Genomic DNA, 20,767 nt, shown 5'->3' with positions numbered 1-20,767 from the left:
CCCATGTCATCCGATCTGGTCATCGTCTATCATCGCCAGCCCTACGAAGAGGTCGAGGAGGGCGGAAAGGTCGTCCTGCGCGAAAACAAGAGCCCGAACGGGATCGTGCCCACGCTCAAGGGGTTCTTCGGCGGCGTGGACCATGGGGCCTGGATCGCGTGGAAGCTGGCCGAGGACACCTCGAACCCAGAGTTCGAGCCGGTGGTCGAGATCGAGGACGACTATGGACGCTATTCCGTGTCGCGCCTACCGCTGTCCGCGGACCAGGTGCGCGAGTTCTATCATGTCACCTCGAAAGAGGCGTTCTGGCCGATCCTTCACGGCTTCAAGGAGCGCTACAACTACGACCCCGTGGACTGGCCGAACTTCCGCGAGGTGAACTGGCGCTTCGCCGAGGCGGCGGCGGCCGAGGCGGCGCAGGGCGCGCTTGTCTGGGTGCACGACTACAACCTCTGGCTCGTGCCGGGCTATTTGCGGCGGCTGCGGCCGGACGTGAAGATCGCCTTCTTCCACCACACGCCGTTTCCGGCCGCCGATGTCTTCAACATGCTGCCGTGGCGCAAGGAAATCGTGGACAGCCTGCTGGCCTGCGATTCCGTGGGGTTCCACATCCCGCGCTATGCCGCGAACTTCGTGCAGGTCGCCCGCAGCTTGCGGGACGTCGAAGTCACGCGGCGCGAGGCCGTGGACCAAAGCCTTGTCTTCGAGGGCACGGCCTTGAACGAACGGTCGGTGCCGACCTGCCTGAGCGTCGAGGGACGCGAGGTCGGGGTTGTCGTGGCGCCGGTCGGGGTCGACGTGGCCCATATCGAACGGCGCGCGCGGGAAGACGCGACCGCCGAGCGGGTGCGCGAAATCCGCACCGAACTGGGCGAAGCGAAACTGGTGCTGTCGGTTGGCCGCACCGATTACACAAAGGGCGGCGTCGAGCAGCTGCAAAGCTTCGAACGGCTTCTCGACCGCCACCCTGACCTGCGCGGAAAGGTGCGGCTGATGCATGTCTCGGTCAGCGCCAACCGGAACATGAAGGCCTACGAGGATATCCAGAACGAGATCGAGCAGGTCGCCGGGCGGATCAACGGGCGGTTCGGCACGCTTGGCTGGCAACCGATCGCGCTGATCTCGCGCGCGATCCCCTTTGCCGAGCTTGTCGCCTACTACCGCGCGGCCGACGTGGCCTGGATCACGCCGCTGGCCGACGGAATGAACCTTGTCGCCAAGGAATTCGTGGCCTCGCGCGTCGACGGCGACGGCGTTCTCGTGCTGTCGGAATTCGCCGGGGCCGCCGTCCAGATGGGGTCTGCGGTGATCACCAACCCCTTCTCGAACCGCGCCATGGACGAAGCGATCCGCGCCGCGCTGGAGATGGACGAGGACGAGCGGCGCACCCGGATGCGCGATCTGCGCGCCTCGGTCGCGCGGCAGGACATCGCCGCCTGGGGGGAAGCGGTGGGGATCAGTCGGATGACGCCTGCGCCCGATGCGCCGCGCACTGCGGCTTAGCCGGCGCGCGCCGCCAGATAGGCCACGGCCAGCGACAGCGTCGCGATCTGGGGATACTCCGCCTCGGGCACGTTCACGCCAAGCCGGTCGTGCAGTGACGCGACCAGATTGAGCACATCCATGGAATCGAGACCCAGATCGTCCTGAAGGTGATCGTCCTCGCCCACGGTGGCGGGGTCGATATCGGGGGCGACGCGGGCCAGTTCCTGAAGATAGGCGGCGCGGATATCATCGTCGGTCATAGGCTCTCCGGCTGGGCGATGAAGGTTCGGAAGGCGTCGAGGAAGGCCGAGGCCTGGCGGCCATCGCAGACGCGGTGATCGACGGAGAGCGACACGGACACCACGGTGCGCGGAACCGCTTCACCGTCCACGACCCAGGGCCGCGTCCGTGGCGACCCGATGCCCACCAGCGCGACCTGCGGCGGAAAGATCACCCCCACCATCGCCTCGGCCCCGCCATCGCCAAGGCTTGAGATCGTGATGGTTCCCGACGTCATTTCAGAGCCGCGCAGACGGCCGGCACGGGCACGCGAGACAAGGTCACGCATGCCCGCCATCGTCTCGGCCAGCGACAGCCCGTCCGCGCCGATCAGCGCCGGCGCCACCAGCCCACCGCCGCGCAGGGCGATGGCGACGCCGGCATTCACGCCGTCGGCAGGGTGAAAGAGCCCATCGCTGAACTGGCCGTTCGTCGTGGGGACCCGAGCCGCCGAAACGACCGCGGCGCGAACGAAAAGCGCGCCGACCAGCAGGCGTTCGGCCGGCGGCGCATCGGCGTTGTGCCGGGCCAGCCAGTCGATCGCGGGCTGCAGGTCGATCGTCTCCGACACATAGAAGTGGGGGATCGTCTGCTTCGAGCGCGTCATCGCCGCCGCGATCGCCTTGCGCATCTCGTCGAAGGGGGCGCGCGGCGCCTCCGTCCTCGGGGGTGCCGACCCCGGCCGATCGACATCCGCCAGCACGATGGCCCCGCCGGGGCCGCTGCCCGCCACGGCCGCAAGGTCGACGCCACGCTCGGCCGCGCGTTTGCGGGCGGCAGGCGAGGCGACGATGCCGCCTGGCCGTGGCACCTCGACCCGCGGCGTCCGGATCGGAGGGACCTCGACCGGAGGCACCTCGACTGACGCCAGGGCGCGGGGCGGTTCGGGCGCGGGTGCGGGCGGCTTCGGTGCCGCTTCGGGCCTCGGGCCTTCGGCTGCGCCGGCGGGCTGGGCCTCGCCTTCGGCAAGGATCACGGCAAGCGCCGCGCCGACGGGCAGTTGCTGCCCGACTTCTGCCGTCAGCGAATGCACCCTGCCTTCCTCGAAGACCTCGATCTCGATCGCGCCCTTCTGCGTCTCGACCACGGCCACGATGTCGCCGCGCCGCACGGTGTCGCCGGGCTTGACCAGCCATTCGGTCAGCGTGCCGGCCTCCATGTCGGCGCCGAGCGAGGGCATGCGGAAGACGCCCATCAGCCTTTCCCCATCGCCGCCTTCGCGGCGGCGACGATGGCCGGAACCTGCGGGATCGCCGCCTCTTCGAGATGCCGGGGATAGGGGATCGGCACTTCGGCCGAGCAGACCCGGCCGATGGGGGCGTCGAGACTCCAGAACCCGGTTTCGGCCAGCCGCGCGGCGATCTCTGCCGAAAGCGATCCGCTGCGCCAGCCTTCGTCGACGATCACGGCCCGGCGCGTCTTGCCCACCGAGGCGAGGATCGTCGCGTCGTCAAGCGGGCGCAGCACACGCAGGTCGATCACCTCGGCGTCGATGCCGTCCTTCGCCAGCGCCTCGGCCGCCTCGAGCGTCTTGAAGAGCGATCCGCCGTAGGTGATCAGCGACAGGTCCGTGCCCGCGCGCCGGACGGCGGCCTGCGTGATGTCCACGGGCCCGGCGTTCGCATCGATGCTGCCCGCCATGTTGTACAGCATGACGTTCTCGAAGATCAGCACCGGGTCGGGGTCCTGAAGCGCGGACCACAGCATGCCCCGGGCATCTTCCAGCGTGGCCGGCGTCAGCACCTTCAGACCCGGGATATGGGCGTACCAGCCTTCAAGGCTGTGGGAATGCTGCGCGGCAAGCTGCTTGCCCGCACCGGTCGCCATGCGGATGACAAGCGGCACGCCGAACTGTCCGCCGGACATGTGCCGAAGGGTTGCCGCCGTGTTCATGATCTGGTCAAGCGCCAGAAGCGAGAAGTTGACGGTCATCAGTTCCACGATCGGCCGCATGCCCGCGGCGGCCGCCCCGATGCCCGCGCCGGTGAAGCCGGATTCGGACAGCGGCGTGTCGCGGATGCGATCTTCGCCGAACTCGGCCATCAGGCCCTTGGTGACGGCATAGCAGCCGCCATAGGCGCCCACGTCCTCGCCCATCAGGAACACGCGGTCGTCGCGGATCATGGCCTCGCGGATCGCCTGCTTCACGGCCTCACGGTAGGTCGTCTCGACCATGTTGCCCGACGGGGCCGCCGCTTCCGGCGGCGGGGGCGGATCGCCAAGGACGTGGCGCGTTAGGTCTTCGACCGGCTCGAACGCCCCGGCCTCGGCGAAGGCAACGGCTTCGGCGATCTCGGCGTCTACATCGCGTTCGATCTTGGCGACATCGTCGGCATGGATCATGCCATTCTCGAGAAGCCACCCCTGGAAGCGGACGATGGGGCCGCGCTTGCGCCACTCCTCCACCTCGGCCTTGTCACGGTAGAGTTGGGCATCGAACATCGAATGCGCGCGGAACCGGTAGGTCCGGCATTCCAGGAAGACAGGCTTGCTGGTGTTGCGGATACGGTCGATTGCCTTTCGGGCGGCGGCTTCGACCGCGACCACGTCCATCCCGTCGATCTGTTGCGCTTCGATCCCGTAGACAGCGGCCTTGTCGAAGATATCGGTCCGCGCCTCGGTCCGTGCCAGCGCCGAGCCCATGGCATAGCCGTTGTTCTCGCAGACGAAGAGAACCGGCAGGGACCACAACGAGGCCAGGTTCATCGTTTCATGAAACTCGCCCTCGGCCACGGCGCCTTCGCCGAAGAAGCAGACGGTGACATGGGTCTTGCCTTGCATCCGGTCGGCAAGTGCCAGCCCGCCGGCCAGGGGAAGCCCGCCGCCCACGATGGCGTTGCCGCCGTAGAAGTTCGTCGCCGCGTCGAACAGGTGCATCGACCCCCCGCGCCCGCCCGAGCAGCCTTCGGCCTTGCCGAACATCTCGGCCATGACGGTGGTCATCGGCAGTCCGCGGATCAGGGCATGACCATGTTCGCGATAGGTCGCGACGACCCGGTCGTCCGGTCCCAGGACCGGGAGGATGCCCGCGGCGATCGCTTCTTCCCCGTCGTAGAGATGCAGAAATCCGCGGATCTTTTCCTGCGTGTAAAGCTCGGCACACTTGTCCTCGAACCTGCGCACGCGGATCATGTCGCGCAGAAGTGCCAGAACATGCGCGCGGTCGAGGTGGGGTTTCGTGGCTGTCGTCATGTCTCGTCCGTCTCGAGGGTGGAGATATCGCCTTCAGGCAGGCCAAGCTCGCGCGCCTTCAGAAGCCGGCGCATTATCTTGCCCGACCGGGTCTTGGGCAGCGTCTTGCGGAAGACGATCTCGCGCGGGGCGACGGCAGGCCCAAGGCGCTTGCGCGCGTGCCCGCGGATGTCGCGTTCAAGGTCTTCCGAGGGCTTGAAGCCCGGGTTCAGCGTGACATAGGCCTTCACCACTTCGCCCGCGGTCTCGTCCGGCACGCCGATGACGCCGGCCTCGGCCACGGCGTCATGTTCGATGAGCGCGCTTTCAACCTCGAACGGGCCGATCAGATGGCCCGAGGACTTGATCAGGTCGTCGGCGCGACCCACGAACCAGAAATACCCTTCGCTGTCGCGCATGGCGAGGTCGCCGGACAGGTACCACCCCCCGGCGAAGCATTTTCGGTAGCGCGCCTCTTCGTGCAGGTAGGCGCGCATCATCGACGGCCAGCCGGGGCGCAGCGCAAGTTCACCGATCTCGCCATCGGGAAGTTCCCGCACGTCGTCGCCGTCCCGGGCCACGATGCCCGCCACGATGCCCGGCAGCGGCTGACCCATCGACCCGGGCCAAACCGTCATTCGCGGTGTGTTGGCGATCATGATCCCGCCGGTTTCGGTCTGCCACCAGTTGTCATGGAACGGCTGACCGAAGACCTTTTCCGACCAGACCACCGCCTCGGGGTTCAGGGGCTCACCCACGCTGGCCAGAAAGCGCAGCGACGAAAAATCGTAGGGCGCCGCTGCAGCATCGCCTGCGCGCATCATCATGCGGATGGCGGTAGGGGCCGAATACCAGACCTCGACGCGTTCGCGCCCGATGGTGCCGTACCAGCGGTCAAGGTCGAACTCGGCCTCGTCCACGATCATCGTCGTGCGGTTCACCAGGGGCGAGATGATGCCGTAGGAGGTACCGGTGACCCAGCCCGGATCGGCGGTGCACCAGAATACCGTGCCGGGCGTCAGGGACAGAGCCTCGCGCCCCGAGACGGCATGATAGATCACGGCGTTGTGGACATGCACCGCCCCCTTGGGCCGCCCTGTCGTGCCCGAGGTGAAGTGGATGAGGGCGGGGCTTTCGGGATCGGTCCGGACGGTGTCGAAGCCCTCCGAGGCCGCCACCATCGCGGGGCCAAGGGCGACGCAGCCCTCGGGCGCGCTGTCTCCGACGATGAGGACTAGCCTCAGCGAGGGGATTTCGTGCCGCCAGGATGCGATCTTTCGGGCATAGATCGCCTCGGTCGTGACAAGAACCCGCGCTTCGCCGATCTCCATCCGGGTGCGGATCGGCTCGGGCCCGAAGGCCGAGAAGAGCGGTGTGAAGACCGCGCCCGCCTTCAGCGCGCCCAGCGCGGTCACGTAAAGCTCGGGCACCCGGCCCATCATCGCGAAGACGCTGTCGCCGGGCGCGACACCCTGGGCGGAAAGCACGTTGGCGAAGCGCGCCGTCAGGCCCGCAAGCTCTTCGTAGGTGATCTCGCGGCGCGTGCCGTCGCGGCCCAGCCAGCGGATCGCGGTCTGCGCCCCGTGCCCCTTCCGAACATGCCGGTCGACCGCCTCGTGCGCGATGTTCAGCGCACCGTCGAGAAAGTCGAGTCCGGCACGGCCAACCCAGTCGACGCCTTTCGACGCGCCGACGCTCTTGTCGTGCTCGCTCACGCGCTGATCCTCCCCGGTTCCTCCCAATCGACAGGATTGGGGGGAAGTCGGGGTCAGGCATTGACCGCCGTCATCGGCGGGGCGCTTGGCCTAGTGTTTGATCATCACGTGACGGACGGCGGTGTAGTCTTCCAGCGCGTAGATCGACATGTCCTTGCCGTAGCCCGATTGCTTCAGACCGCCGTGCGGCATTTCGTTGACCAGCATGAAATGCGTGTTCACCCAGGTGCAGCCATACCTCAGGCGTGCTGCCGTCGCCATCGCGCGACCGACGTCGCGTGTCCAGATCGACGAGGCAAGGCCGTAGTGGCTGTCGTTGGCCCAATCCACGGCCTGGTCGACATCCGAGAACCGCGTGACCGACACGACGGGGCCGAAGACCTCGCGCTGAACGATCTCGTCCTCCTGAAGCGCGCCGGCGACGACCGTCGGGCGGTAGTAGAAGCCATTGTCGCCATGGGTCGCACCGCCCGTGGTGATCTCGATATGCATCAGTTCGCGGGCACGTTCGACGAAGCTTGCCACACGGTCGCGCTGCCGGCGCGAGATGAGCGGGCCGATCTCGTTTTCGGTGTCGTCGGGCCGGGCGTAGGCGATGCCCTCGACGGCCGAGGTCAGATCGGCCACGAGCCGGTCATAGGCCTTGTCGGCGACATAGACGCGGCAGGCGGCGGTGCAGTCCTGCCCGGCGTTGTAGTAGCCGAAGATCTTCAGCGACTCGACGACCGCGTCGATGTCGGCGTCGTCGAAGACGATGACCGGCGCCTTGCCACCCAGTTCCAGATGGGTGCGCTTGACGCTTTTCGAGGCGGCCTGAAGCATCTTCTTGCCCGTCGCCACGTCGCCCGTGAGCGATATCATGTCGACCGCGTCGTGGTGGATCAGGGCGTTGCCCACCGTCTCGCCCCGGCCCGTCACCACGTTGACCACCCCCTTGGGCAGTTCCTCGGCCAGGATACGCGCAAGTTTCAGCGCGGTGAGCGGCGTCTGTTCCGAAGGCTTGAAGACCACGGTGTTGCCGCCGCCGATCGCCGGTGCCAGCTTCCAGGCCATCATCATCAGCGGATAGTTCCATGGCGCGATCGAGGCCACGACGCCTACGGGATCGCGCCGGATCATCGAGGTGTGTCCGGCCATGTATTCGCCCGCCACCGGCCCGTGCAGCGTGCGCACCGCGCCCGCGAAGAAACGGTAGCAATCGACGATTGCCGGGATTTCGTCGCCGATGGCGGCATTGATCGGCTTGCCGCAGTTCAGCGCCTCGAGACGCCCGAAGGCCTCGGCCTCGGCTTCGATCCGGTCGGCGATGCGCAGGAGTGCCGCAGATCTTTCGGCGGGCGTCGTGCGCGACCATCCCTCGAAAGCTGCGGCGGCGGCGCGCGCGGCCGCATCGACCTGATCGGTCGACGCCTCGGGCAGTTCGAGGACCGTCTCTCCCGTGCGCGGGTTCAGGATCGTTTCGGCCGTTTCGGTTCCGGCGGTGAATTCGCCGTTGATCAGAAGCTTGGTGTCCATCGGTTCTCCTCCCGTTCAGACGTCATTTGCCGGAGCCGGCCGTATCGGTGGTTCCACGCGTGAGGTAGTAGGCTGCAAGGATCGGCAGGAAGGTCACGATCACCACGACCATCGCGACCACGTTCGTCACCGGGCGCTGGCGGGGTCGCACCAGTTCTTCCAGCATCCAGATCGGCAGGGTCTGCTGCTGTCCGGCCGTGAAGGTGGTGACGATCACCTCGTCGAAGGACAGCGCGAAGGCCAGCATTCCGCCGGCAAGAAGGGCGGTCGCGATGTTGGGCAGAACGACATGGCGAAAGGTCTGGAAGCCATTGGCGCCAAGGTCCGCCGATGCCTCCAGCATCGAACCGGAAATCCGGCGGAAGCGCGCGACCGAGTTGTTGTAGACGACGACGATGCAGAAGGTCGCATGGCCCAGGACGATCGTCAGGGTCGAGAACGGGATTTCGCCCAGGTTGAAGGCCGAGCGCAGCGCGATCCCGGTGATGATGCCCGGCAGCGCGATGGGCAGGATGACCAGAAGCGTCACCGCCTCGCGCCCCCAGAAGGCCGCGCGGCTGACGGCGGCGGCGGCCAGCGTGCCGAGGATCAGCGCGATGCAGGTCGAGATCGCCGCCACCTTGAGCGACAGCGACAGCGCCTGCCAGACGTCGGGACGGTTCCAGGTCACGCCGAACCACTGCGTGGTGAAGCCCGGCGGCGGCCACTGATAGCTCTTGTCCTCGGTCGTGAAGGCATAGACGAAGATCAGAAGGATCGGCAGGTGCAGGAAAAGCAGCCCTGCGAAGGCGGCGACCCTCAGGCCCAGGGGCGCGCGCTCAGAGTGCATCGAAGGCCCCCTTGCGCTTGGCCATCCACAGGTAGACGCCCATGATGACGATCGGCACCACCGCGAAGGCGGCGGCCAGCGGGATGTTCCCCGCCGTGCCCTGGTGCTGATAGACCGCCTGCCCGATGAAGCGGCGCGACGAGCCCACGATCTGCGGGATGATGTAGTCGCCAAGCGTCAGCGAGAAGGTGAAGATGGACCCTGCGATAAGCCCCGGCATCGCCAGCGGAAGGATCACGTTGCGGAAGGTCTGGCGCGAGGTGGCACCAAGGTCGTCCGAGGCCTCGAGCAGGTTGGCAGGCACCCGTTCGAGTGACGCCTGCAGGGGCAGGATCATGAAGGGCAGCCAGACATAGAGGAAGACAAGGAAGGTCCCGATGTAGCTGACCGACAGAGAGTTGCCCCCGATCACAGGCAGCGACAGGACGGCGTTCAGCACGGCCGACGCACCGATGCCTTCGACCGCCCAGTTCAGGATGCCCTCCTTCGCCAGGATCAGCTTCCAGGCATAGACCTTGACCAGATAGCTCGACCAGAGCGGCAGCATGACGGCGAGATAGAAGAAGGCCTTCATCCGGCCCTTCGCATAGCGCGCGGCATAATACGCGATCGGGAAGGCCACGATCGCCGCGGCGATCGTGACGGCCGCCGCCATCAGGACCGTGCGCAGGATGATGTCGAAGTTCGACGGCCGGAACAGCTCGGCATAGGTGCGCAAGGTGAACTCGCGCTTGATGAGGCCCGAGAATTCGTCGATCGAGAAGAAACTCTGCACCAGAAGCGCGGCCAGCGACCCGATGTAGATCACGCCAAGCCAGATCAGCGGCAGTGTCAGCAACAGGACCAGAAACAGCCTAGGCCGCCGCCAGAAGAGATCCGAGAGACGTCCGAAGAAGCCACCCCGGCCCCGGTCCACCCCCGGTATCTGGGACAGGTCGGTCATGCGTCGCCGTCCATCCGGTGCAGCGCGTCCCCGTCCCAGAACAGGCCGACAGTCGCGCCCGCAGACGGCAACGGCTGGCCGGTTGGCACGTTTGCGGTAAGTTCGCCCTCGGGGATCGCGACGGTCACGCGATTCACCGCACCAAGGTAGCGGACGCTTCGGACAGTTCCGGACAGCCGCGCCGTGGCCGGGTCGGTCAGCGTGATCGCCTCGGCACGCAGGCTTGCCCATGAGGCCGGGCCTCCGGCACGGGCGGAAATCTCGGGCGACAGCACGTTGGCCGAACCCACGAAGTCGGCGACAAAGCGCGTGCGGGGGCGGTCATAGATCTCTTGCGGTGTGCCTTCCTGCACGATGCGGCCGTCGTTGAAGACAGCGACGCGGTCGGCCATCGACAGCGCCTCGCCCTGATCATGGGTCACGAAGATGAAGGTGATGCCCAAGGTCTGCTGAAGCGTCTTCAGTTCCTCCTGCATCGCCTCGCGCAGCTTGAGGTCAAGCGCGCCCAGAGGTTCGTCCAGCAGAAGGACGCGCGGGCGGTTCACAAGGGCGCGGGCCAGAGCCACGCGCTGGCGCTGGCCGCCCGAAAGTTGACCGGGCTTGCGGTCGCCATAGCCCGACAGCTTGACCAGCGACAGCATCTCTTCTGCGGCTGCGTCACGCGTGCGGCGGTCGACGCCCGCCATCTTGGGTCCGTAGGCCACGTTCTCGCGCACCGTGAGATGCGGAAAAAGGGCGTAGTCCTGGAACACCGTGTTCACCGGGCGGCGGTTCGGCGGGATCGCCTCGGAGTTCTGTCCGAAGATGCGGACATGGCCGGCCGTGGGCCGTTCAAACCCTGAGATCAGGCGCAGGCAGGTCGTCTTGCCCGACCCCGAGGGGCCGAGCATGGCGAAGAAGCAGCCTTCCTCGATCCCGATCGAGACGTCGTCGACCGCGCGCACCTGTCCGAAGTGGCGCGAGACATGCTCGAATTCGACGGCAAGGGTCATCTGGAAAAACACCGGGGCTGGACCCGGCGGCATTGCGCCGCCGGGCCGGTTTCAGGTCAGGGTGAACGGGCTTAGCGCCCGCCGATCACGCCGATGTAGTCGGACACCCAGCGATAGTAGGGCACGCATTCGCCCTGGCTTTCGCAGTTCGTGACCGGAGTGGTCCAGAAACGGATCCGCTCGAAATCGTCGAAGCCGTTCTTGGTGCAGCCTTCGGCCGTCTGCATGCCGCGCCCGTCGGTGCAGGCCGCCGGCACGCCGGGGTTCGCGCCGAACCAGACGGACAGATCCGACATCAGGTTCGAGCTGAGCGTATGCTCCATCCACATGTAGGCACAGTTCGGGTGTGGAGCATCGACATGCATCATCGTCGTGTCGGCCCAGCCGGTGGCGCCTTCCTGCGGGATGACCGAGGCGATCGGCGCGCCGTCCGCCTGCAGCAGGTTCACCTGGAACGGCCATGACCCCGAGGCCGCCATGCCTTCGTTCTTGAAGTCGTCGATCTGGATGAAGGCGTCGTGCCAGTAGCGGCTGACAAGCTTGCGCTGTTCCCGCAGCAGGTCGAGCGCGGCGTTGTACTGGTCCTGGTTCAGTTCATAGGGCGAGGTGATGCCAAGCTCGGGCTTGTGGAACATCAGGTACTGCGCCGCGTCCGCGATGTGGATCGGGCCGTCATAGGCCTGCACACGGCCCGCGTTCGGGGCGCCGTCGGGCAGGGTCGTTTCTTCGAAGACCACGCTCCACGAGGTCGGCGGGCTGTCGCCGAAGACCTCGGTGTTGTACATCAGGACGTTCGGTCCCCACATGTACGGGACGCCGTAGTGCACGCCGTCAACGACGTACCACGGCGCGTTCTTCAGCCGGTCGTCGACCGTGTCCCACGACGGGATCAGGCTGAGGTTGACGGGCTGGACGCGGTTGCCGGCGATGAGCCGCAGCGAGGCGTCGCCAGATGCGGTGACAAGGTCGAAGCCGCCTTCGTTCATCAGCGCCACCATCTCGTCCGAGGTGTTGGCCGTCTTGACGTTGACCATGCAGCCGGTGGCTTCCTCGAACTTTGTCACCCAGTCGAATTCGGCCATGGTTTCGCCGCGCTCGATGTAGCCGGGCCAGGCCACGATATCGAGCCGGCCTTCGCCGGCGCCGATTTCGGTCATCTGTGCAAGAACGGGCTGCGCTGCGACCATCGCCATCAACGCCGCAGTTCCCAGAAGTCGTGCTGTCATTTTTCATCTCCCCGTGAATGCAGAGTATCGCCGCCAGGACGGCGCCAGTGCCGGGAGGTTCCCCTTGGCTCATGGTCTGCCATGCGCAGAGTGGCAGGCGGACCAGAGTTCGCAATCCGAAAATGATGAAGCCTTGTATCGGAAAAGCCGATAGGCCTAGGGCGCGGCGCGGAACGAGGCCTGCGCAAGGCGGATGAAATCGCGCGTGATATCGCCCAGTGGCGCCCCCCGACGCCAGGCAAGGCCGACCTGGACGGTGGGCAGATCGCCCGAGACATCGCGGATCTCGATCCGGTCGCCTTCGAGCGACCAGGGCCGATAGATGAGGTCGGGCAGAATCGCAAGGCCCATGCCGGTGGCGACGAGGCTGCGCACCGCCTCGACCGAGCGGGTGCGGAAGGCCACATTGGGCCGCGCCCCGAGCGAGGTGATGAGGCCCGAGGTGCTTTCCTCGATCTCTTCGACCGACAGCATGATCAGCGGCTCGGCCGCGACCTCGTCCAGCGTCACCGCCTCGCGCGAGACGAAGGGGTGGCCAAGCGGCAGCCAGAGGCGCATGGCCGAGACCGCGATGCTTTCGACCTGAAGCGCGTGCCGGTTGTGCAGGTTCGAGGTGATGAGGAAGGCCACATCGATTTCGCCGCCGATCAGGAGATGCTCAAGATAGTCGCCGGTATCCTCGATCGCCGCGACGGTGACGGCGGGATAGCTGCGGCGGAAGCGGGCCAGCGCGTCCGACAGGCCGTAGCCTGCAACAAGAGCGGTGACGCCCAGCCGGATCTCGCCGGTGCGGGTCTCGGGGCCGGCGTCGAAGGCGCGGCGCGCGTCCGAGACGTCGTCGCGGATCTTGCGGGCGTGGCGCAGGAACTGGTGGCCGGCGTTCGTGATCTCAAGCCCGTGCGCCTTGCGCTCGAACAGGGCGACGCCAAGGTCGGCCTCAAGCGCCTTGATCGCCTCGGTCACCGAAGACTGCGAGATCGACAGCGCCTTGGCCGCGCGCGACACGCTTTCCTGCTCGGCGGCGGCGAGGAAGAACTGAAGCTGGCGAAGCGTGAAGGCCAAGGCGATGTCCGCTGACGGGTCCCGATGCAGCGCGGATTAGTGCACGGCGGACCGCGACGGCGCAACCGGGCGTCAGAGGCCGGCGAACAGCGCTTCGATCCGCGCGGCCTCGTCCGGCAGGCCATAGGGCGGGTTCAGCACGATCATGCCTGACCCGGTCATCCGATGCCCTTCGCGCACGGGAGGAAAGGCAACCTCGCTGCGCAGCGCGTCGGGGTCGGCGGCGAGGATCGCGTCGACCATCCCCTTGTGCGGTCCATCCAGAAGGATCGGATACCACAGGGCGATGATGCCCACGTTCCACTTGCGCCGGATCGCGGCGATGAACCGCGGGATCGCGGCATAGTCGGCCTTCACTTCGTAGGACGGATCGATCATCAGAAGCCCGCGCCGGGGCGTGGGAGGGCAGATCGACAGCGCCGCGGCGACGCCGTCTTCCTTCCGCACGTCGGCACGGAAGGGGGCCATGACGCGAACAAGTTCGGCGTGTTCGCGGGGGTGAAGTTCGCACAGGTGGATGCGGTCCGAGGGCCTCAGGCCCAGCGCCGCAATCAAGGGGGATCCGGGATAGGCGGAGGGGCCGTAAAAGGCGCGCACCTTCGCCAGACACAGGGAATAGGGATGATCGGCCGGGAAGGCGCCGGCCAGACGGCCGATGCCGGCCGCTGCCTCGCCCGTCTTGGCCGCTTCAGGCGCGTCAAGCCGGTAAAGGCCCCGGCCGGCATGCGTTTCGATGTAGGAGAGCGGTTTGTCCTTGGCGGCAAGATAGGCCAGCATCGCCGCCAGCAGCGCGTGCTTCTGGACGTCGGCCGGGTTCCCGGCATGGTAGATGTGCTGGTAGGACAGCATCGCCCCCGCCTAGCCGGGTTCCCGCGCCCCGGCAAGCGCCGGCACTTTCCGCGCCATCGTCAGCGGGCTAGAAGGCCGCGATGGACTTCGACGCGATCATCCTTGGCGCCGGCGGGGCGGGACTTCTGGCAGCGGCCACCGCCGGGCAGGCGGGTGCGCGGGTGCTTATGATCGACCACGCCGACAGGCCGGGCAAAAAGATCCTGATCTCGGGTGGGGGGCGGTGCAACTTCACCAATACCGGGACAGTGCCCGAGCGGTTCCTTTCCGAGAATCCGCATTTCGCCAAGTCGGCGCTCAGCCGATACACGCAATGGGACTTCCTTTCGCTGGTCGAAAGCCACGGCATCGCCTGGCATGAAAAGACGCTGGGCCAACTTTTCTGCGACGGCTCGGCCCGACAGATCGTGGCGATGCTGCTGGACGAATGCCGGAAGGGCGAGGTCGAGGTGCGGCTGTCGACTCCGATCGGCGAGATCGGTCATTCCGATGGCCGTTTTCAGTTGGCAGGCGCCCGCGCGCCCGCCCTTGTCATAGCCACCGGCGGGCCGTCCATCCCCAAGATGGGCGCAACCGGCGTTGCCTATGACCTTGCGCGCCGGTTCGGCCTGAAGGTCGTGCCACCGCGTCCGGCGCTTGTGCCGCTGACCCTTGGGCAGGACGAGGTCATGTTCCGCGAGCTTTCGGGCGTTGCGTGTCCCGTGCGCGCGCGCGTTCGCGACGTGAGCTTCGAGGAAGCGGCGCTCTTCACCCATCGCGGGCTTTCGGGGCCCGCCATCCTTCAGGTGTCGTCTTACTGGCGGCCAGGGGACGAGGTGTCGCTGCGGCTTCTGCCCGATGCGGCAGGGCGCCTCAAGGCGGCGCGGCGCGACATGCCGCGCGCGCATCTGAAAGCCGCCCTGGCGCAGCACCTGCCGGCCCGACTGGCCGAGGCCATGGCAGGCCGCATCGGCCTTGCGAAAGAGCTTGGCAACCTTGCCGACACCGAGATCGACGCCGCCGCCAGCACGCTGGAGGCGCTGACGTTTCGCCCCACCGGCACGGAAGGCTATGCCAAGGCCGAGGTCACGGCGGGCGGGATCGACACCGATGACCTTTCCTCGAAGACGATGGAGGCGCGGCGGGTTCCGGGGCTTTACGCCATCGGCGAGGCGGTCGACGTCACCGGATGGCTTGGCGGCTACAACTTCCAGTGGGCGTGGTCGTCGGGCGTCGCGGCAGGGCGCGCGATCGCCGAACGGCTTGCCCAGGGTGGCTGAGACAAGGACGCCGGACGGCTACCGACCCGAGACCAGCGGAACACGAAAACACCCCGCGCCGTCACCGACGCGGGGTGCCAGGGGTCAGAAGACCGGGGGAACGATCACATGTTCGCGGCGCGCCAGGCGGCGACTTCGGCCTGAACTTCTTCCTTCGACCAGTCGTTTGCCGGGCCGATGAAGGCGGGTTCCAGGAACGTCGCGGGATCGACTTCGGCGCCGATGACGCCGAACTTCATCATGGCCGGCTGGATCGAACTCCAGATCTCGGTCTGAAGATCGCCCTTCTGTTCGGTGACCGAAACGTTCAGCCGCATTGCGTTGTTGAGGTACTGCTGCCCGAACGTGGGGTCTTCCCATTCTTCCGGAACGGCGGTCTGGGCGATCTTCGCCACGACTTCCGCGTCGATCTCGGCCACGTACATGCCCTTCGACCAGGCCCGCATGAAACCTTCCAGAAGGTCGGCCTTCTCGGTAGTGGACTCGGCCGCCACCACGAAGGTGTTGCCGGGCTTGTTCGAGACCGCAGGCGGGGTGATCAGACGGATCGGCTGTCCGTTCGCCTGAATCGCCAGCCAGTCGGGGCCCGAGCCGGCAATCGCCATGACCGTCTGGTCGCGGAAGGCCGCAGCCAGCGTCGGGCCGGCTTCGCCCACGACGACGGTGGTCACGTCATTCTCGGTCAGCCCCACGGCGTCGAGCGCGATCTTCATCGTCACCATGTCACGCTCGGTGACAAGGCCCACGGTCTGTCCGTTCAACTCGGACATGTCCTGAACCGCGCTTTCGCCAGCCACGGCGATCCCGTCGGGCGCGGTCTGCATCACTTCGTAGACGACCTTGATTTCGGCCCCCGCGGCGACGGCGGTCAGCACTTCGGCGGGGTCGAGCATGGCGATGTCGGCCTGGCCGTTCCGCACGAAGTTGATGAACGGGATCGGCGTCTCGGACGGCAGCAGGTTCACCTCGATGCCTTCTTCCGCGAAATAGCCCAGCGCCTCGCCCACGATCAGCGGGAAATAGTTGGCGGAACGCTGCTTCGGCATGATCGCGTTCACGGTCGTCAGTTGCTGCGCCACCGCGCTTTCTGCGGCGAATGCGGCCGCAAGGGCCAGCAGGCTGGCTTTGGTCAGGTGTTTCATCAGGTCCTCCCTTGGTTGTCGGATGTCGATTCCGGCTCAAGCATGCGTGACCATTGCTGACGTCGCTTGCGCGACACGGCGGTCATGCGGGCATCCCGACGCCAGAAAACGATCCGGTCGTCGATGATCTCGATGATGACGAAAAGCATGAGGCCCAGCAGCGACATGCTTAGAAGCGATGCGATGGCCGCGCCCCCGTTCAGCTGGAAGGCGTAGCGCTGCATGAGCACGCCGATCCCGGCGGTGCCCTGCGAGAATTCGGCGACCACGGCGCCGACAAGCGCCGTGGTGACCGCGATCTTGAAGCCGGCGAAGATGATCGGAAGCGCGGCGGGCAGTTGAAGTTTCCGGAACGTATCACGGCGGCTGGCCCCCATCGACCGAAACATCTCGGCCGTTTCGGCATCGATCTTCGTCAACCCGATCAGCGTGTTCACGAAGACGGGAAAGAAGCAGGTGATGGCGCCAAGCGCGATCTTCGAGCTGTAGCCGAAGCCGAACCAGGCGATGATGATGGGCGTCAGCGCAAGGCCGGGTGTCACGTTCAGAAGCGTGGCATAGGGCGAGACGTAGCGGCGGAAGTTGTCGTTCAGCGCGGACCCCATCGCCAGCAGAAGGCCCATCGTCGATCCGATCAGGAAGCCCATCGCCGCTTCGTAAAGCGTGATCCCGAAGTGCCAGTAGATGGTGGCCTGGGTGAAGTAGAGGTTGACGATCCCCTTCCAGATGTCCGAGGGGCGCGGCACCAGGATGGTGTCGATCAGCCCAAGCTCGGACGCGCCTTCCCACACGGCGATCAGGGCCGCGAAGACCAGAAGGTGCTTGGCGACCTCGACGCCGAAGGCGGATATGCGGCGGGCTGCGCGGATCATGACGTGCCCGTCCGCGACGTCAGGTGGGCCCAGGCCACCGCGCGCTTGCGGCCCATCGCCTCGGCGCGGTCGCGATCGACCCAGAACACGAGCCTGCGGTCGACCGCCTCCATTCCGCGCAGGATGAAGAAACCCACCGCCGACAGGGTCAGCACGCAGACGAAGGCCGACGCCATGTTGAGGTTGCCGGTGTATGTGCTGATGAGCTGGCCCATGCCGGCGTTCGAGGCGATGAATTCGGCCACCAGCGCCCCACCAAGTGCCGAGGCCATGGCAAGGCGCAGGCCTGCCATGATCTCCGGCAGGGCGTCGGGCAGAACAAGCTTACGGAAGGTCTGGATCCGCGTGGCGCGCATCGACCGGAACATGTCAAGCTGGTCGCGGTCGACATTTATGATGCCGTTCAGCGTGTTCACGAAGGGCGCGAAGAAGCACACCAGCATCACGATCACGATCTTCGAGGTCCAGCCAAAGCCGAAGGCGGCGATGACGATGGGCCCGATCGCGATGCGCGGCGTCGCCTCGAGGACGATGACATAGGGCTTGAGGAACCGCCGCACCGTGTCGCTCATCCCCACGATGAAGGCGAGGCTGATCCCGAGGACCGAGCCCGCGACGAAGCCGACGGCGACCTCGGCCATGGTGAGCCAGAGATGGTACCAGACGTTGCCCTGCACGACGTAAAGCCGCCAGAACCCGACCAGGATGTCCGAGGGACGGGGAAAGAACAGCGGGTCGAGAAAACCCGCGCGCGACCCAAGCTCCCACAGGCCGACCCAGGCGAACAGGATCGCCAGGTGGTTGAAGATGATGCGCCCGGCCGACCGGCCCGCCTTCGGCAGGGGCGGGACGTCGATATCCGCCGCCGCCGTCATTCGTGGCCACCGAGGATGGCGCGCACTTCGGCCACCAGCGCGTTGAACTCGGGCGTAAGCTGCAAATCGGGCGCGCGCGGCCGGTCGAACGGCACGTCGACGATGCGCGCAAGCCGCCCGGGTCGCGGGGTCATAACGAAGACGCGGTCGGCAAGAAAGATCGCTTCGCCGATGTTGTGGGTCACAAACAGCGTCGTCGCCATCACCTCGGCCACGATGCGCATCAGTTCGACGTTCAGGCGCTCGCGCGTGAACTCGTCGAGCGCGCCGAAGGGTTCGTCGAGCAGCAGGATATCGGCCCCGGTCTGAAGCAGCCGCGCCAGCGCCACGCGCTGCTGCATGCCGCCCGACAACTGACTGGCAAAGGAAAAGGCGAAGTCCTTGAGGCCCGCCAGCGCGAGAAGATCAAGCGCCTTGCGGCGGTCGGCATCGGTGACGGTTCCGGCAAGCTCGGTGGGAAGCAGCACGTTTTCGACCGCGGTCCTCCAGGGCAGAAGTGTCGGCTTCTGAAACATCATGGCCACGTCGTTGCGCGGGCCCGTCACCTCGTTTCCGTGCACGGCGATCGTTCCCGACGTCCTGTCGATGAGGCCTGCCACGATGCGCAGAAGCGTCGACTTCCCGCACCCCGAGGGCCCGACCATCGTGATGAATTCGCCTGGGTGAACCTCGAACGACGCCTCGTCCAAGGCGATGACGCGGCCCTCGCCGAACGTTTTCGACACGCGCGTGGCGGCGATCACCGCGGGCGCGGATGTCGCGGCGCTGGGTCGGAGGGCCGTCGTCGTATCGCTCATGTCTTTCTCCTGCGGCGCGGGAAGACCCGGCCGTCACCGCCTTCCGGCGGCGATCCTCGTTCTGCAGTCCCCAGTCCCGGCCTAGAGGCCGAGCAAGTTCGATCTGACCCGAAGCAGATGCTTCCGGAGTTCCTGTTCGCCCAGGTCGGCGTCGCGCTGACGCAGCGCAGCGACGATCCGCTCGTGGTCGGCCTCGTACTGGGCGCGGCGTTCCGGCGTGAGGCTGCGCTTTTTCAGCGCGCCCCATTCACCGTGATCGCGCGCCCGCGTGATCAGGTTGTAGGCCTCGACCACCAGCGGATTGCGCGCGGCTTCGGCGATCACCTCGTGAAGCGCGGCATCCCAGGTTTCGAATTCCTCAAGCGTCTTCGCGGCCACGCCCGCCTCGTGGCAGCGTTGCATCGCGGCGAAATCGGCGGCGGTGCCGTTCGACGCGACAAGCTGTGCAAGCTGCGGCTCGATCGTAAGACGCGCCTCCATCACCTGGGCCGGGCTCGTGACCATCGGCAGATCGCGGATGGCGGCGTTGGTGTTCGCCTCGGCACCCGAGACATAGGTCCCGCTGCCGGCGATCCGAACGATCCGCCCCTCGCCTTCAAGGACGGCAAGCGCGTTGCGCACGGCGCTGCGGCTGACGGCGAGCTGTTCGCACAGCTCGCGCTCGGTCGGCAGACGGGCGCCCGGCGCAAACGCCCCGCGGTCGATCGCGCTTGTCAGATAATCCCGCACGTTGTGGTCGCTTCGCTGCATTTTCCTGACCTTTGACGAAAAGCGATAAACCGCACCCTGAATATCTGTCAACCAGTTTTGGCTTTTGGTTGACATTTCGCGGACCTTGGGTGATTTCATCACGAAAGACGAGCATCAGAAAGGGCTTGGGCATGAAGCTTGCAACGGTGGTTTACCAGGGCAACCAGCGCGTCGGCCGCGTTTCGACCGAAGAGACGCGAATCGATCTTTTCGCCGAGGAGTGGTCGGATCTGCGCACGATCATCGTGGCAGGCGTCGATCCCGCGACGCTGGTGGTGCCCGGTCTTTCCGTGCCTTTGTCCAGCGTCAAGTTGCTGGCCCCCTTCCCCCGCCCGCACCGCAACGTCATCTGCGTTGGCAAGAACTATCGCGAACACGCCAGGGAATTTGCGCGCTCGGGCTACGAGGCGGGCGCGGTCGCGGGCAAGGATGTCGACGATTTTCCGGCGATCTTCTCGAAGTTGCCCAGCACCGTGATCGCCCCGGACGAACCCATCGCACTCCATCCCGACGTGACCCAGAAGGTCGACTACGAGGCGGAACTCGCCGTGATCATCGGCACCGGAGGGCGCGGAATTTCCAAGGAAAACTCGTGGTCTCACATCTGGGGCTACACAATCGTCAATGACGTGACCGCACGCGATCTGCAGAAGAATCACAAGCAGTGGTTCCTTGGCAAGTCGCTGGACACCTTCGCCCCGATGGGCCCCTGGGCGGTGACCGCCGATGCGGTGGAGGCGACCGACCTGACGGTCACTTGCCACGTCAACGGCGAACTGCGCCAGAACGCGAACACTAGCGACCTTATCTTCGACATCCCGACGCTGATCGAAACGATCTCGGCCGGCATCACGCTGGAACCCGGCGACATCATCGCGACCGGAACGCCCGCAGGCGTGGGCATCGGGCTTGACCCGCCGACCTTCCTGAAAGCCGGCGACCGGGTCGAGATCACGATCTCGGGCATCGGAACGCTTGCGAATACCTGCGTGTGAGAGGCGAAGAG

Annotated in this window: 19 protein-coding genes; 3 read left to right on the top strand and 16 right to left on the bottom strand. The window is 66.4% G+C overall.

Features of this window, described 5'->3' with window-relative positions:
- Positions 1–3 precede the first annotated feature (3 nt).
- Positions 4–1,503, top strand: coding sequence for a glucosylglycerol-phosphate synthase (gene ggpS / locus ACRDNQ_RS10055; RefSeq protein WP_431828509.1), 1,500 nt, complete (start codon positions 4–6; stop codon positions 1,501–1,503).
- Here ggpS and ACRDNQ_RS10050 read toward each other — a convergent pair.
- The 11 genes from ACRDNQ_RS10050 to rlmJ form a co-directional block, all read right to left on the bottom strand.
- Positions 1,500–1,745: an acyl carrier protein gene (locus ACRDNQ_RS10050; RefSeq protein WP_431828508.1), complete on the bottom strand. Its 246-nt coding sequence runs from the start codon at positions 1,743–1,745 to the stop codon at positions 1,500–1,502. The genes ggpS and ACRDNQ_RS10050 overlap by 4 nt on opposite strands.
- Positions 1,742–2,959 (bottom strand): dihydrolipoamide acetyltransferase family protein, encoded by a 1,218-nt coding sequence (locus tag ACRDNQ_RS10045; RefSeq protein WP_431828507.1) that lies wholly within the window; start codon positions 2,957–2,959, stop codon positions 1,742–1,744. Before ACRDNQ_RS10045 ends, ACRDNQ_RS10050 begins: the two co-directional genes overlap by 4 nt.
- On the bottom strand, positions 2,959–4,956 hold the full coding sequence (gene pdhA, locus ACRDNQ_RS10040) for a pyruvate dehydrogenase (acetyl-transferring) E1 component subunit alpha (protein ID WP_431828506.1): 1,998 nt from the start codon (positions 4,954–4,956) through the stop codon (positions 2,959–2,961). The genes ACRDNQ_RS10045 and pdhA overlap by 1 nt, the downstream gene beginning before the upstream one ends.
- The gene (gene acsA / locus ACRDNQ_RS10035; RefSeq protein WP_431828505.1) at positions 4,953–6,650 is read right to left on the bottom strand and encodes an acetate--CoA ligase; all 1,698 of its coding nucleotides are present in this window, start codon (positions 6,648–6,650) and stop codon (positions 4,953–4,955) included. The genes pdhA and acsA overlap by 4 nt, the downstream gene beginning before the upstream one ends.
- A 90-nt stretch (positions 6,651–6,740) precedes the next feature.
- The gene (locus tag ACRDNQ_RS10030) at positions 6,741–8,165 is read right to left on the bottom strand and encodes a gamma-aminobutyraldehyde dehydrogenase (protein ID WP_431828504.1); all 1,425 of its coding nucleotides are present in this window, start codon (positions 8,163–8,165) and stop codon (positions 6,741–6,743) included.
- Positions 8,166–8,187: 22 nt separating this feature from the next.
- On the bottom strand, positions 8,188–8,994 hold the full coding sequence (locus ACRDNQ_RS10025) for an ABC transporter permease (protein WP_431828503.1): 807 nt from the start codon (positions 8,992–8,994) through the stop codon (positions 8,188–8,190).
- Entirely contained in the window at positions 8,984–9,937 is a 954-nt protein-coding gene (locus tag ACRDNQ_RS10020) for an ABC transporter permease (protein WP_431828502.1), read from the bottom strand. The genes ACRDNQ_RS10025 and ACRDNQ_RS10020 overlap by 11 nt, the downstream gene beginning before the upstream one ends.
- The gene (locus ACRDNQ_RS10015) at positions 9,934–10,929 is read right to left on the bottom strand and encodes an ABC transporter ATP-binding protein (protein ID WP_431828501.1); all 996 of its coding nucleotides are present in this window, start codon (positions 10,927–10,929) and stop codon (positions 9,934–9,936) included. The genes ACRDNQ_RS10020 and ACRDNQ_RS10015 overlap by 4 nt, the downstream gene beginning before the upstream one ends.
- A gap of 71 nt (positions 10,930–11,000) precedes the next feature.
- A complete protein-coding gene (locus tag ACRDNQ_RS10010) occupies positions 11,001–12,155 on the bottom strand; it encodes an ABC transporter substrate-binding protein (protein WP_431828500.1) in 1,155 nt (384 codons plus the stop codon).
- A gap of 156 nt (positions 12,156–12,311) precedes the next feature.
- The gene (locus tag ACRDNQ_RS10005; protein WP_431828499.1) at positions 12,312–13,217 is read right to left on the bottom strand and encodes a LysR family transcriptional regulator; all 906 of its coding nucleotides are present in this window, start codon (positions 13,215–13,217) and stop codon (positions 12,312–12,314) included.
- A 72-nt stretch (positions 13,218–13,289) separates the two neighbouring features.
- Positions 13,290–14,066, bottom strand: coding sequence for a 23S rRNA (adenine(2030)-N(6))-methyltransferase RlmJ (gene rlmJ, locus ACRDNQ_RS10000; RefSeq protein WP_431828498.1), 777 nt, complete (start codon positions 14,064–14,066; stop codon positions 13,290–13,292).
- Between the two features lie 80 nt (positions 14,067–14,146).
- Here rlmJ and ACRDNQ_RS09995 point away from each other — a divergent pair, with 80 nt between their 5' ends.
- Positions 14,147–15,325, top strand: coding sequence for a BaiN/RdsA family NAD(P)/FAD-dependent oxidoreductase (locus ACRDNQ_RS09995; protein WP_431828497.1), 1,179 nt, complete (start codon positions 14,147–14,149; stop codon positions 15,323–15,325).
- A 104-nt stretch (positions 15,326–15,429) separates the two neighbouring features.
- On the opposite strand, the gene ACRDNQ_RS09990 is transcribed toward ACRDNQ_RS09995, so the two are convergent.
- The 5 genes from ACRDNQ_RS09990 to ACRDNQ_RS09970 form a co-directional block, all read right to left on the bottom strand.
- Entirely contained in the window at positions 15,430–16,467 is a 1,038-nt protein-coding gene (locus ACRDNQ_RS09990; RefSeq protein WP_431828496.1) for an ABC transporter substrate-binding protein, read from the bottom strand.
- On the bottom strand, positions 16,467–17,339 hold the full coding sequence (locus ACRDNQ_RS09985; protein WP_431828495.1) for an ABC transporter permease: 873 nt from the start codon (positions 17,337–17,339) through the stop codon (positions 16,467–16,469). Before ACRDNQ_RS09985 ends, ACRDNQ_RS09990 begins: the two co-directional genes overlap by 1 nt.
- Positions 17,336–18,214 carry an ABC transporter permease gene (locus ACRDNQ_RS09980; RefSeq protein WP_431828494.1) on the bottom strand — a complete coding sequence of 293 codons (879 nt, stop codon included), beginning with the start codon at positions 18,212–18,214 and terminating at the stop codon, positions 17,336–17,338. Before ACRDNQ_RS09980 ends, ACRDNQ_RS09985 begins: the two co-directional genes overlap by 4 nt.
- A complete protein-coding gene (locus ACRDNQ_RS09975) occupies positions 18,211–19,011 on the bottom strand; it encodes an ABC transporter ATP-binding protein (RefSeq protein WP_431828493.1) in 801 nt (266 codons plus the stop codon). The genes ACRDNQ_RS09980 and ACRDNQ_RS09975 overlap by 4 nt, the downstream gene beginning before the upstream one ends.
- 81 nt (positions 19,012–19,092) lie before the next feature.
- Entirely contained in the window at positions 19,093–19,761 is a 669-nt protein-coding gene (locus tag ACRDNQ_RS09970) for a FadR/GntR family transcriptional regulator (protein WP_431828492.1), read from the bottom strand.
- A gap of 131 nt (positions 19,762–19,892) precedes the next feature.
- On the opposite strand from ACRDNQ_RS09970, the gene ACRDNQ_RS09965 reads away from it, so the two are divergent.
- Positions 19,893–20,756, top strand: a complete 864-nt coding sequence (locus tag ACRDNQ_RS09965; protein WP_431828491.1) for a fumarylacetoacetate hydrolase family protein — start codon at positions 19,893–19,895, stop codon at positions 20,754–20,756.
- Positions 20,757–20,767: the final 11 nt, after the last annotated feature.

This window comes from Saliniferula longa (genome assembly GCF_050789285.1).
Lineage (GTDB): Bacteria > Pseudomonadota > Alphaproteobacteria > Rhodobacterales > Rhodobacteraceae > CAVPWP01.
Note: the sequence above shows the minus strand (reverse complement) of the source record. Positions and strands in the feature narration are given on the sequence as shown.

What these genes read in the sequence shown, in the direction of transcription:
- ggpS (WP_431828509.1), top strand. Translation starts at nt 4, where the DNA reads ATGTCATCCGATCTGGTCATCGTCTATCATCGCCAGCCCTACGAAGAG.
- ACRDNQ_RS10050 (WP_431828508.1), bottom strand. Translation starts at nt 1,745, where the DNA reads ATGACCGACGATGATATCCGCGCCGCCTATCTTCAGGAACTGGCCCGC.
- ACRDNQ_RS10045 (WP_431828507.1), bottom strand. Translation starts at nt 2,959, where the DNA reads ATGGGCGTCTTCCGCATGCCCTCGCTCGGCGCCGACATGGAGGCCGGC.
- pdhA (WP_431828506.1), bottom strand. Translation starts at nt 4,956, where the DNA reads ATGACGACAGCCACGAAACCCCACCTCGACCGCGCGCATGTTCTGGCA.
- ACRDNQ_RS10030 (WP_431828504.1), bottom strand. Translation starts at nt 8,165, where the DNA reads ATGGACACCAAGCTTCTGATCAACGGCGAATTCACCGCCGGAACCGAA.
- ACRDNQ_RS10025 (WP_431828503.1), bottom strand. Translation starts at nt 8,994, where the DNA reads ATGCACTCTGAGCGCGCGCCCCTGGGCCTGAGGGTCGCCGCCTTCGCA.
- ACRDNQ_RS10020 (WP_431828502.1), bottom strand. Translation starts at nt 9,937, where the DNA reads ATGACCGACCTGTCCCAGATACCGGGGGTGGACCGGGGCCGGGGTGGC.
- ACRDNQ_RS10015 (WP_431828501.1), bottom strand. Translation starts at nt 10,929, where the DNA reads ATGACCCTTGCCGTCGAATTCGAGCATGTCTCGCGCCACTTCGGACAG.
- ACRDNQ_RS10010 (WP_431828500.1), bottom strand. Translation starts at nt 12,155, where the DNA reads ATGACAGCACGACTTCTGGGAACTGCGGCGTTGATGGCGATGGTCGCA.
- rlmJ (WP_431828498.1), bottom strand. Translation starts at nt 14,066, where the DNA reads ATGCTGTCCTACCAGCACATCTACCATGCCGGGAACCCGGCCGACGTC.
- ACRDNQ_RS09995 (WP_431828497.1), top strand. Translation starts at nt 14,147, where the DNA reads ATGGACTTCGACGCGATCATCCTTGGCGCCGGCGGGGCGGGACTTCTG.
- ACRDNQ_RS09990 (WP_431828496.1), bottom strand. Translation starts at nt 16,467, where the DNA reads ATGAAACACCTGACCAAAGCCAGCCTGCTGGCCCTTGCGGCCGCATTC.
- ACRDNQ_RS09985 (WP_431828495.1), bottom strand. Translation starts at nt 17,339, where the DNA reads ATGATCCGCGCAGCCCGCCGCATATCCGCCTTCGGCGTCGAGGTCGCC.
- ACRDNQ_RS09980 (WP_431828494.1), bottom strand. Translation starts at nt 18,214, where the DNA reads ATGACGGCGGCGGCGGATATCGACGTCCCGCCCCTGCCGAAGGCGGGC.
- ACRDNQ_RS09975 (WP_431828493.1), bottom strand. Translation starts at nt 19,011, where the DNA reads ATGAGCGATACGACGACGGCCCTCCGACCCAGCGCCGCGACATCCGCG.
- ACRDNQ_RS09970 (WP_431828492.1), bottom strand. Translation starts at nt 19,761, where the DNA reads ATGCAGCGAAGCGACCACAACGTGCGGGATTATCTGACAAGCGCGATC.
- ACRDNQ_RS09965 (WP_431828491.1), top strand. Translation starts at nt 19,893, where the DNA reads ATGAAGCTTGCAACGGTGGTTTACCAGGGCAACCAGCGCGTCGGCCGC.